Origin of the sequence: Shinella yambaruensis, assembly GCF_050859155.1 — a bacterium.
GTDB lineage: Bacteria > Pseudomonadota > Alphaproteobacteria > Rhizobiales > Rhizobiaceae > Shinella > Shinella yambaruensis.
The window spans coordinates 1,657,802-1,669,252 of the sequence record NZ_CP150638.1 but is presented as its reverse complement, the minus strand read 5'-3'; the positions used below and the strand labels follow the sequence as shown (position 1 = coordinate 1,669,252).

Below are 11,451 nucleotides of genomic sequence, written 5' to 3'. Positions count from 1 at the left end.
GCTTATTGTGGGCAAATGGTGACGTTACCGCATTTCGTTCGGCGCAGCCGTGCCTGTAATGGACAGGCCCGACTTAAGAACAGAGGCGACAGCGTGCACCAGCCCAAGTCTGGCGATACTCAATTCTCTATTTTTATCGTTAACAAACCGTAATTCCGGCTGCTCTTTGCCTTTGTTCCAGTGAGCATGGAATGCGCTGGCAAGATCATAGAGGTAAAACGCGATGCGATGCGGCTCGTGCGCCAGTGCAGCCCCCTCGATCACACGCGGATATTCTGCCAGCTTCGCCAGAAGCTGCAACTCGCTCGGATCGGCGATGTTGCCGTCGATCGCGGCAGCCAGATCGAGCGCGGCGACATCGAGGTCCGGAAAGGCCTCGGCCGCCTGGCGGAACACCGACATGCAGCGCGCATGGGCATACTGCACGTAGAAGACCGGATTGTCCTTGGACTGCTCCGTCACCTTGGCGAAGTCGAAGTCGAGCGGCTCGCTGTTCTTGCGGTAGAGCATCATGAAGCGCACCGGATCACGGCCGACCTCGTCGACCACGTCGCGGAGCGTGACGAAGTCGCCGGAGCGCTTCGACATCTTCACCGGCTCGCCGTTGCGGAACAGCTTGACCAGCTGGCAGAGCAGCACCGTCAGCTTCGACTTCCCCTCGGAAACGGCCCGTGCGACCGCCTCCAGGCGCTTGACGTAGCCGCCGTGGTCGGCGCCGAGCACATAGATCATCTCGTCGAAGCCGCGGTCGAACTTGTCCTTGAAGTAGGCAACGTCGGCGGCGAAATAGGTATAGGAGCCGTCCGACTTGATCAGCGGGCGGTCGATGTCGTCGCCGACCTCCGTCGAGCGGAAGAGCGTCTGCTCGCGGTCTTCCCAGTCTTCCGGCAGCTGGCCCTTCGGCGGCGGCAGCACGCCCTTGTAGACATGGCCCTTGAAGGTCAGGTCGTTGATCGCGGTGCGGATCGGCGCGCCGTTGCCGGCATGCAGCGAGCGCTCGGAGAAGAAGACGTCGTGCGTGACGTTGAGGGCGGCCAGATCCTCGCGGATCATCGCCATCATCGCGTCGATCGTCTTTTCCTTGACGATCGGCATCCACTGATGCTCCGGCATGGCGCGCAGCGTCGTGCCGAATTCCTCGGCCAGCGCCTCGCCGACCGGCACCAGATAATCCCCCGGATAGAGACCCGACGGGATGTCGCCGATCGTCTCGCCGAGCGCCTCGCGGTAGCGCAGGAAGGCCGAGCGGGCGAGCACGTCGATCTGCGAGCCCGCGTCGTTGATGTAGTATTCCTTGGTCACGGCATAGCCGGCAAAGGCGAGCAGGTTGGCCAGCGCATCGCCGACGACGGCGCCGCGGCAATGGCCGACATGCATCGGGCCGGTCGGGTTGGCCGAGACATATTCCACATTGACCTTGCGCCCGGTGCCGAGAGCACCCCGGCCGTAGCCGGTCCCGGCCCGGACGATCGCGGCCAGCAGCTTCTGCCAGTAGGCGACGGAGAGGCGGACATTGATGAAACCGGGGCCGGCGACGCCGACATCCGCCACTTCCGGATCCTTCTTCAGCTCGGCGACGATGAGATCGGCAAGCGCCCGCGGATTGAGGCCGAGAGGCTTCGCCAGCACCATCGCGGCATTGGTCGCGACGTCGCCATGGCTCGCATCGCGCGGCGGCTCGACGCTGATACGGCCGAAGTCGAGGTCGGCACGCTTTTCACGGACGATCTCAAGTCCTTCGAGTACGTTTTTGATTCTGCTGTCGAAGTCTGTAAAAAGGTTCATCTCATCCATCCACGCGCAGCAACCCGTTCCGGGCCATTCCTGCGAAGAAGTTCAGGTGGGCGGCTGACTATCGCAATTCGGGGGTATGGTCAAACAGCCGGCGGTGCGTGTTGATCGCGTAGTTGTCGGTCATGCCGGCAAGATAATCGCCGACATGGCGGGCGCGGGCCGATTCCGGCATGGTCGCGATGCGGTCCACCCAATAGTGCCCCTGCATGAGCTGCGGGTCGTCCATATAGGCGTGATAGAGGTCCGTGAGGATCGAGGCGGCGTTCGCCCGCACCCGCATCACCTCCGGATGCCGGTAGATGCGCGAGAACAGCAGCTTCTTGATCTCCTTGTCGGTGACCGCCATCTCCGCGGAGAAGGTCGCAAGGCAGCGGCGCGCCCTGCGCACGTCCTCGGCGCTTTCCGGCCGCTCGTCGCCGATCGCCTGCTGGGCATAGCCGATCACGTCCTCCACCATCGCGGTGATCTGGCGGCGCATGATCTCGTGGGTGAAGCGCGAGGCTTCGAGGCCCGGATAGCGCTGGCGCACGTCGTGCATCAGCCTGGCGAGAAACGGGACCTCCTCCAGCATCTCGAAGGTGAGATAGCCCGAGCGCAGGCCGTCGTCGATATCGTGGGTGTTGTAGGCGATGTCGTCGGCGATCGCCGCCACCTGCGCCTCCATGCTCGCGAAACTGCCGAGTTCCAGGTCGTGCATGGCGCAGTAGTCGAGGATCGGCCGCGGCACCTCCTCGCCATGGGTGCACTCGCCGGTCGGCCCGATCAGCGGCCCATTGTGCTTGACGAGCCCTTCGAGGCTTTCCCAGGTGAGGTTCAGCCCGTCGAACTCGGCATAGCGCCGCTCCAGTTTGGTGACGATGCGCAGAGACTGGGCGTTGTGGTCGAAGCCGCCGAAGGGTTTCAGCACCTCGTGCAGCGCGTCCTCGCCGGTATGGCCGAAGGGCGTGTGGCCGAAATCGTGCACCAGCGCCACGCCCTCGGCTAGATCCTCGTCGAGCTTCAGGGCGCGGGCGAGCGCGCGGGCGATCTGCGCCACCTCGATCGTGTGGGTCAGCCGCGTACGATAGTGGTCGCCGTCGGCGGCGATGAAGACCTGCGTCTTGTGCTTGAGGCGCCGGAAGGCGGTGGTATGCACGATGCGGTCGCGGTCGCGCTGGAAGTCCGAACGCGTCGGGCTTTCCGCTTCCGGATGGAGCCGTCCACGGGTCGCCCAGGGGTCGGAGGCATAGATGGCGCGTTGCCCCGCGCCAAAACCCAGCGCATGTCTGTCGAACGTCATTCTTCACCTGCATTCACGCCGGCCATTGACGCGGCCGCAATGCCTTCATACCTATAGTGTGCACAGCGGCAAGTCCGGCTGCAAGCGGAGCTTGAAATACAAGCCTTTTCAAGGATTTGTTTGAGACGGTTCGCAGCAGGTCAAGCCAGGAGCGGCAGAAGCGCCGTTCCGGAAGGATAGCGATTCTCTCCGGACCTTGACCCCGGCAGGAGGCAGACATGACCGACAAGTCCGTTACCATTTCCGACGCCGCCGCACGGCGCATCGCGTCGATCCTGACGGCCTCGCCCGAGAAGCAGGCGTTGCGCGTCTCCGTCGAGGGCGGCGGCTGTTCCGGCTTCTCCTATAAGTTCGATCTCGTCGAGGACCAGCAGGACGACGACCTGGTGCTCGAGCGGGACAATGCGAAGGTCTTGATCGACCAGCTCTCGCTCATCTACATGGACGGGTCCGAGATCGATTTCGTCGACAACCTTCTCGGCCAGTCCTTCCAGATCAAGAACCCGAACGCCGTCGCCAGCTGCGGCTGCGGCACCAGCTTCTCGATCTGACCTTTCAAAAAACCAAGACGGGAACCTGCATGCCGATCAAGATCGCCACCTGGAACATCAACGGCGTGCGGGCGCGCATCGACAATCTCGTCGCCTGGCTGAAAGACTCCAATCCCGACATCGTCGCGCTCCAAGAAATCAAGACGATCGACGAAGGGTTTCCGCGCGGCGAGATCGAGGCGCTCGGCTATCATGTCGAGACGCACGGCCAGAAGGGCTTCAACGGCGTCGCCCTGCTCTCGAAGATCCAGCCGGACGAGGTGAACCGCGGCCTGCCCGGCGGCGAGGAGGACGTGCAGTCCCGCTTCATCGAGGGCGTGTTCTCGGTCGAGGGCGGCGCGATCCGCGTCTGCTCGATCTACCTGCCCAACGGCAATCCGGCGGACGACCCGATAAAATATCCCTACAAGCTTTCCTGGATGGACCGGCTGATCGCCTTTGCCGAGGACCGGCTGGCGCTCGAGGAGCCGCTGATCCTTGCCGGCGACTACAATGTCATTCCCGAGCCGCACGACTGCTGGGACGTGAAAGTCTGGGAACGGGACGCGCTCTACCTGCCGCCGACCCGCCGGGCTTTCCGGCGCCTGGAGAACCTCGGCCTCACGGACGCCGTGCGCGCCTCGAGCGATGCCGTGCCGCATTATACCTTCTGGGACTATCAGGGCGGCTGCTGGCCGAAGAATTTCGGCATCCGCATCGACCATCTCATGCTGTCGGCCGAAGCTTCGGACCGCCTCGTCTCGACGGCGGTCGAAAAGCATGTGCGCAACTGGGAAAAGCCGTCTGACCACGTGCCGGTCGTGGCGGTGCTGGATTACGCGGCGTAGAGTACAGAGCCACCCCTCATCCCGCTGCCGCGACCTTCTCCCCGCAAGCGGGGAGAAGGAAGATGGGGCACGGCCTTGCCACAAATCCCTTCTCCCCGCTTGCGGGGAGAAGGTGGCCGGCAGGCCGGATGAGGGGGGGCTATCTTGCCGCTATTCTTCCGGGCTGAACCGGATGCTCTGCGCGAGCGCCACGCCCTTGCGGCGGTCGTCCTCGCTGGCGACGGAAAAGGCTTCTTCCTGCGTGGCCTGCAGCCAGCCGCAGTCCTTCGGCGGGCAATGATCGAGCGCGGCGGTCATGAAGGCAAGGCCGCGGGCCGTCTGGCCTTCCTGGAAGAGAATGTTGCCGAAGAGGCCCATCGCGCCGGCATGGCCGTTGTTGCGCGCGCGGTTCAGCCATTTCTTGGCCTGGTGCACGCTGACATTGCCGCCCTCGCCCGAGAGCATCATGCGGCCGAGCTGGAACTGGGCCTCGGGAATGCCGAAGGCGGAGGCGGCCTGGAAATAGAGCTGGCGGGCCTGCGCCATGTCGACCTTGACGGGGCTGTCCGGAATGCCGCGGCGATAGTAGCTGGCGAGCGCGATCAGCGCATTGGCGAAGTAGCCCGTATCCTCCGAGCCCGGCTCGACGCCGGCCTGGGCGATCTCGCTGTACATCTTGAAGGCTTCGAGATCGTTTTCCGGCACGCCGTCGCCATCGGCATACATGTTGGCGAGCGCCCAGCGCGAGCCCGTATGCCCCTTTTCGGCGGCGTAGCGGTAGGCCTCGACGGCGTCGCTCTTGCGCCCCTCCTTGTAGGAGAAGAAGCCGAACTTGAAGAGATCGAAAGGACCGCTTTCCTTGCTGACGCCGGATTGGGGATCGAATGCGAGAGCCTGGGACGCCGCCCCGAAGGAGAGCGAGAGACAAAGGCCCAATACCACTACTTTCATCGGCATCAACTCGGACTTCGGCATCACTTCTACAATTCCGCGCCGGACCTTCTTCCTAGCGCCGAACCGGGAACGCACAGGTCTCGTGCGGGTTTCCGGTAACTCCGGCGGCAATGACATCGGCTGGCTCATCGTTTCCCTGGGCGCGGCTTCCACGCGTCTACATGTCGTTATCGCTGCGCCCCGTTTGTGGCGGGAAATGGACATTTCGTCGCTCTCCCGGTTGTGTAGCAAACTCTGGAAAAAAATGTGTTGCGATTCCGTCACATATTTTGAGGCGTCGTTGTGGTTTCCCCATCAAGCCTGCGACGAGGTAACGAAACATTAACCAAGAAAAAGGGCCCGGTGATGACACCGGGCCCGATTCTGATCGCCAATGGTCCGCCGGATCAGAACTTGATCTTCAGCGACGTGGAGATCGCCGTCACGAGATCGCTGTCGAAATCGTAGGAGACGCGGCGGCCGAAGGTGCGGCCGTCCTTGACGACCTGGCCGGACGAGCCGCTCGTTAGGATGCCCAGCGCGCCGCTCAGGCGGAACTCGACATTCTCGTTCGCCGCATAGGAAATGCCCGTGCCGACGGTCCAGGTATCGGCATGCGTGCCGATGCCGGTGCTCGTGCCGCGGTCCCAGGTCAGGCTCACCGCGCCGCTGATCTTGTCGTTGAACTTGTGGCCAATGCCGCCCGAAACGGTCCAGCCGTCGCGGTAGAGCAGGTCGAGCGAGGTGACCTCCGTCGGGCCGCTCGTGCGGCAGTCGATGCCGCGCGTGGCGACCGGGCAGAAGGGCAGGCTCTGCAGCTGGCTCCAGTCGGTCCACTTGACCGAGCCGAAGGCCAGCCAGTCCGGCGCGATGCCCGTCTGGAACTTGAACTCCAGCGAATCGGGCATGTCGGCGGAGCCGAAGACCGGCGTGCTGACACCCGCAAAACCCGGCAGGACGGCGCCGGGCACCTGCCGGAGGTCCATGGTGCCGGTGATGTCGTCGAGCTTCACCGCGCTGTTGTAGACGAGGCTGGTGCGCAGCGCATATTCCTCGATCTCGTAGGCGATGCCGGCGCGCCAGCCCCAGCCCTCGCCTTCCAGCTTCAGGCGGCCCATGCCGTTCAGCGGCGAGCCCTCGGGCATGGCGAAGACGAGGCGATCCTTGAAGCCGGAAACCTCCTGGTAGAAACCGCCGCCGATCACCCGGAACTGGCCCGGACCCATGTCGAAGGAATAGGAGCAGGTCGCCGCGTAGTTATGGCTCTCGATCTTGGTCTCGACATTGTCGTTGGCACCCGCCCAGTTGCGGCCGGGATTGATATGGGCGCCCCAGGGCTGGGAATAGTCGGCCATGCAGTCGATCGCATCGGTGATCGACGCCTTGAAGCCGATGCGCGGCACCCAGTAGCTCTCCGTGTCGCGAATGCCGTTGCTCGGCAGGCCGTTCAGGTCGCCGTCGAGGGGAATGTTGTCGCGGACATTGTTCATGTCGCGCTGCGGATTGACGAAGGTCACCGCCGACTCGAAAACATAGTCCGAGGGATCGAACAGCAGGTCGATATTGTACCCGCCGCGCTCCAGGCCGCCCGCCTGCGCGGATGTGGCGGCCAGCAGGGCCATCGCCGTCATCCCCAAAAGGCCGATGTTCTTCCGTTTCATGCAATCCTCCCCTGCAAAAGTCCTGCGCAAACAGCAGCTGCCTCTGCTGCGCGCCTCTCCATCCCGACTATCGAAGAGGAGCGCGGGATTGGCAAACCCCAGTTTTTGCCCATGATTTCCGATGGACGTTCAAAAAATTACGTAAGATTTTCATGAAGCCCCTCAGCAGTTGAACGACCAGAAACGATTTTTCAAATATCGGGCGCTTTCCGCTAATTAAGAGTTATCTTTTCCAATCCGGTAGCCGGCTGTCACTTTTTAGACACAGCCGAGATATTGCGAGCGGTCCGCCGAATAAACAACCGCGCCGGGGGACCCGGCGCGGTTTTCAAAGCATCCCTGCAAATTTGACGGGAATCAGCCCGCTTCGCTCACGCGGGCAAGCGCCACTGCCAGGCTTGCAAGCTGCTGCTCCAGCTCGGCGAAGCGCTCGCGCTCGGCCTCCACCACCTCCGGCTTGGCATTGGCGACGAACTTTTCGTTCGACAGCTTGGCCTCGATGCGCGCGGCTTCCGCCTTCGCCTTGTCGATCGCCTTTTCCAGGCGGGCCTTTTCCGCCGCCAGATCGATCAGCGTGCCGAGCGGCAGGCAGGCGGTCGCCTCGCCGACGACGATCTGCGCCGCGCCCTTCGGCGCCGCGTCCTCCAGGCGGATCTGCTCGACGCGGGCAAGGCGGCGGATCGCCGAATCGTGCGTTTCAAGGCGCTTGCGCGTCAGCGCATTGGCGTCCACCATGACAAGCGGCGCCGTCGCGCTCGGCGGCACGTTCATTTCAGCGCGCACCGAGCGGATGCCGGAGACGAGGTCAATCAGCCAGTTGATCTCGTCGGCGGCCGCCTCGTCGCCATAGGCCGGCGACGGCCATTCGGCGTGGCAGATCAGGTTTTCGCGCGTCTTGCCCTCGCCGGCCGTGTGCGACCAGAGCTCTTCCGTCATGAAGGGCATGAACGGATGCAGGAGCTTGTAGATCTCCTCCAGGACATAGGCCGCGCAGGCCTGCGATTCCGCCTTCGCCGCGGCATCCTCGCCGCTGAACACCGGCTTCAGCAGCTCCAGATACCAGTCGCAGAACTGGTTCCAGACGAAGCGGTAGAGCGTGCTCGCCGCGTCGTTGAAGCGGTAGGTCTCGATCGCCTCGGTGACGTCGCGCGCGGTGCGGGCAAGTTCCGTCAGGATCCAGCGGTTGATCGTCAGCGAGGCCGCTTCCGGCACGAATTTCGGATCGGCCGCAACGCCGTTCATCTCGGCAAAACGCGTGGCGTTCCACAGCTTGGTGCCGAAATTGCGGTAGCCGGCGATGCGGGCCGGGTCGAGCTTCACGTCGCGGCCCTGCGCGGCCATGATGGCCAGCGTGAAGCGCAGCGCATCCGCGCCGTATTCGTCGATCAGCTCGAGCGGATCGATGACGTTGCCCTTCGACTTCGACATCTTCTGCCCGTTCTTGTCGCGCACCAGGGCGTGGACATAGACGGTGTGGAACGGCTCGACCGGATTGCCGAACTCGTCCTTCATGAAGTGCAGGCCCATCATCATCATGCGGGCGACCCAGAAGAAGATGATGTCGAAGCCGGTGACGAGCACGTCGGTCTGGTAGTATTTTTCCAGCTCCGGCGTCTGTTCCGGCCAGCCGAGCGTCGAGAACGGCCAGAGCGCGGAGGAGAACCAGGTGTCGAGCACGTCCTCGTCGCGCGTCAGGATGTCGCCCGGCGCAAAGTTCTCCAGCTTCTCCTCGACCCAGGCCTTCCAGGGGCCTTCATGGGCGATGTAGTGCTGGATGGCGGCATGCAGCGCCTCCTCCTCGGTCTTCTCGACGAAGACCTGACCGTCCGGGCCGTACCAGGCCGGGATCTGGTGGCCCCACCAGAGCTGGCGGGAGATGCACCACGGCTCGATGTTCTCCATCCACTCGAAATAGGTCTTCTCCCAGTTCTTCGGGACAAAATTCGTGCGGCCCTCGCGGACGGAGGCGATGGCGGGCTTGGCCAGCGTCGCGGCGTCGGCGAACCACTGGTCGGTCAGCATCGGCTCAATGACGACGCCGGAGCGGTCGCCGAACGGCTGCATGACTTTCTTGTTCTCGACGAAGGGCACGTCGTTGCCTTCGGCATTCTTGACGGTGACCGCGAGGCCCTCGGCGTTGATCGCCTCGACGATGCGCCTGCGGGCCTCGTAGCGGTCGAGGCCGCGATATTCGTCGGGAACGAGGTTGATGTCGTCGACCTCGGCCTCGTTCGGCAGGTCGCCGGATTTGGCGATCTCCAGCGCCTGCGCCGCGTAGAAGGCGTAGGGTTCGCCATCGGCGCGCATGGCGGCGCGCGTGTCCATCAGGCGGTAGAGCGGGATGTTGTTGCGGCGGGCGACCTGGTAGTCGTTGAAGTCGTGCGCGCCCGTGATCTTCACCGCGCCGGAGCCGAAGTCGGGTTCCGGATACTCGTCGGTGATGATCGGGATGAGGCGGCGATGTTCCTTGGGACCGACCGGGATCTCGCAGAGCTTGCCGACGATCGGCGCATAGCGCTCGTCCGAGGGATGGACGGCGACCGCGCCGTCGCCCAGCATCGTCTCGGGACGCGTGGTGGCGATGGAGATGTAGTCGCGCTCCTCCTGGAAGACGACGTTGCCGTCGGCGTCCTTCTCGACATAGGTGTAGGTCGCACCGTCGGCGAGCGGGTACTTGAAATGCCACATATGGCCGTCGACTTCCCTGTTCTCGACCTCGAGGTCGGAAATCGCCGTTTCGAATTTCGGGTCCCAGTTCACCAGCCGCTTGCCGCGGTAGATCAGGCCTTCCTTGTAGAGCGAGACGAAGACCTCGAGGACGGCGTCGGAAAGCCCCTCGTCCATGGTGAAGCGTTCGCGCGACCAGTCGCAGGATGCACCGAGGCGCTTCAGCTGGTTGAAGATCAGGCCGCCGGATTCCGCCTTCCACTCCCAGACCTTCTCGACGAAGGCCTCGCGGCCCATCTCGCGCCGGCCCGGCAGCTTCTCGGCGGCGAGCTTGCGCTCGACGACCATCTGCGTCGCGATGCCGGCGTGGTCCATGCCGGGCTGCCACAGCACGTCCTTGCCGCGCATGCGCTCGAAGCGGACCATGATGTCCTGCAGCGTGTTGTTGAGGGCGTGGCCCATATGCAGCGAGCCCGTCACGTTCGGCGGCGGGATGACGATGGTGAAGGTCTCGGCCCCGGGCTTTGCCCCCTCGCCGGCGCGGAACGCGTCCGCATCTTCCCATGCCTTGGCAATGCGCGGCTCGACCGCTGCGGAATCATAGTTCTTTTCAAGCATTTTCGTGCGTGGCCTGCTGTTTGTCGGTTGCGTTTTCTAAACCGGATGGCCGGGGCGAAGTCAACAATATCAGAAGAAAAGCCGCCCCGGGGGCTCCGGCGCGGCTTAAACCAATCTTTTGGAGAATTGGCGGCGTCGGTCAGCGGCGCGGGCCGCGCGCCACCCGTTCGATCTCTTCGCGCACCAGCCGTTCGACAAGCGTCGGCAGGTTGTCGTCGAGCCATTCCTGCAGCATCGGGCGCAGCATCTCCTCGGCGATCTCGTCGAAGGACCGGCGCGGACCGGCGTCGAGCGCCTGCGCCAGCGCGCCGAAGGACTGGGCCACGCGCTCGCCGACGGCCGGAGAGACGATCGCGGCGACATCCCGGCCGGCAGCAGCCGGCTGGGCGGCACGTTCCTCGGCATGGGGCACGACGGCCGGCGCCACCGCTTCCTCGGCAACGGGCTCAGCCTTCGCGACGGCCTCGAATACCGGCAGGGTGCGGCCGGCACTTGCCGCCATGCGCGCGGTCACGATCGGGTTTTCCTCCCGCACGGGCATCTGCACCGGCTCGGCGGGTTCGCGCTCCGGCATGTCACGGCTGGCGACATGCCGCTCGGAGGCGGCGCGAACGCGGGCGGCGACATCGGCAAGCGACAGGGCCGGCTGCCCGCCCTGCACCGGTTCGGCACGCGGGATCGGCTGGATCGCAGCGGAGGCATGCTCTTCGGCATGCCCCTGTTCGATCATGCCGGGATGATCGAGCAGGGTGCGGCCCTCACTCCCCGTCGTGATGTCGAAGCCCCCGTCGTCCGCGGCATCGGCCGCAAGATCCGGCATGGCTTCGTTGTTCTCGATGATCTTGCGAATGGACGCCAGGATTTCATCCATGGACGGTTCACGCGCGACATTTGGCTGAGCCATTTCTATCCCCGTTCTCTGCGGCGTCCATGGCCAGCCGCTGCGGGACCTGCCGGACATCCCGAAAACCCTAGGCGAGTTCGACGGCGAACTAAATCGCCGCGAATCATGTGTTACGAGTGATGCACAGATTTGTTTGCCCTGCCAAGGGCGAGGCTTAGGGTCTGTACAGGATAGGTGTTCTGTTGTCATGGACGGGACTGGATGGAGGCAAACAAGCGCAAGGCAAGGCACCTTGGCC

8 protein-coding genes are annotated in these 11,451 nt (G+C 64.1%); 2 read left to right on the top strand and 6 right to left on the bottom strand.

What is annotated here, in order from left to right:
• Positions 1-24 precede the first annotated feature (24 nt).
• Both argS and WMC41_RS08265 read right to left on the bottom strand, forming a co-directional pair.
• Positions 25-1,785, bottom strand: coding sequence for an arginine--tRNA ligase (argS, locus tag WMC41_RS08270; protein ID WP_432347646.1), 1,761 nt, complete (start codon positions 1,783-1,785; stop codon positions 25-27).
• A 67-nt stretch (positions 1,786-1,852) separates the two neighbouring features.
• Entirely contained in the window at positions 1,853-3,073 is a 1,221-nt protein-coding gene (locus tag WMC41_RS08265; RefSeq protein ID WP_432347644.1) for a deoxyguanosinetriphosphate triphosphohydrolase, read from the bottom strand.
• Positions 3,074-3,291: 218 nt separating this feature from the next.
• Between WMC41_RS08265 and erpA the strand changes: the two genes are divergently transcribed.
• Positions 3,292-3,624: an iron-sulfur cluster insertion protein ErpA gene (erpA, locus tag WMC41_RS08260; protein WP_244765626.1), complete on the top strand. Its 333-nt coding sequence runs from the start codon at positions 3,292-3,294 to the stop codon at positions 3,622-3,624.
• Positions 3,625-3,659: 35 nt separating this feature from the next.
• A complete protein-coding gene (gene xth / locus WMC41_RS08255) occupies positions 3,660-4,451 on the top strand; it encodes an exodeoxyribonuclease III (RefSeq protein ID WP_432348296.1) in 792 nt (263 codons plus the stop codon).
• 150 nt (positions 4,452-4,601) lie between these two features.
• On the opposite strand, the gene exoR is transcribed toward xth, so the two are convergent.
• The 4 genes from exoR to WMC41_RS08235 all read right to left on the bottom strand — a co-directional run bounded on the left by exoR (position 4,602) and on the right by WMC41_RS08235 (position 11,213).
• Positions 4,602-5,405: an exopolysaccharide production regulator ExoR gene (gene exoR, locus WMC41_RS08250; protein WP_244765995.1), complete on the bottom strand. Its 804-nt coding sequence runs from the start codon at positions 5,403-5,405 to the stop codon at positions 4,602-4,604.
• Positions 5,406-5,770: 365 nt separating this feature from the next.
• Positions 5,771-7,024, bottom strand: coding sequence for an OmpP1/FadL family transporter (locus WMC41_RS08245; RefSeq protein WP_272805354.1), 1,254 nt, complete (start codon positions 7,022-7,024; stop codon positions 5,771-5,773).
• A gap of 357 nt (positions 7,025-7,381) precedes the next feature.
• Positions 7,382-10,309, bottom strand: coding sequence for a valine--tRNA ligase (locus WMC41_RS08240; protein WP_432347642.1), 2,928 nt, complete (start codon positions 10,307-10,309; stop codon positions 7,382-7,384).
• Between the two features lie 139 nt (positions 10,310-10,448).
• Positions 10,449-11,213: a DUF2497 domain-containing protein gene (locus WMC41_RS08235; RefSeq protein ID WP_432347641.1), complete on the bottom strand. Its 765-nt coding sequence runs from the start codon at positions 11,211-11,213 to the stop codon at positions 10,449-10,451.
• Between the last annotated feature and the right edge of the window lie 238 nt (positions 11,214-11,451).

Coding starts and splice junctions, on each gene's coding strand:
- argS (WP_432347646.1), bottom strand. CDS start 1,785: ATGAACCTTTTTACAGACTTCGACAGCAGAATCAAAAACGTACTCGAA.
- WMC41_RS08265 (WP_432347644.1), bottom strand. CDS start 3,073: ATGACGTTCGACAGACATGCGCTGGGTTTTGGCGCGGGGCAACGCGCC.
- erpA (WP_244765626.1), top strand. CDS start 3,292: ATGACCGACAAGTCCGTTACCATTTCCGACGCCGCCGCACGGCGCATC.
- exoR (WP_244765995.1), bottom strand. CDS start 5,405: ATGCCGAAGTCCGAGTTGATGCCGATGAAAGTAGTGGTATTGGGCCTT.
- WMC41_RS08245 (WP_272805354.1), bottom strand. CDS start 7,024: ATGAAACGGAAGAACATCGGCCTTTTGGGGATGACGGCGATGGCCCTG.
- WMC41_RS08240 (WP_432347642.1), bottom strand. CDS start 10,309: ATGCTTGAAAAGAACTATGATTCCGCAGCGGTCGAGCCGCGCATTGCC.
- WMC41_RS08235 (WP_432347641.1), bottom strand. CDS start 11,213: ATGGCTCAGCCAAATGTCGCGCGTGAACCGTCCATGGATGAAATCCTG.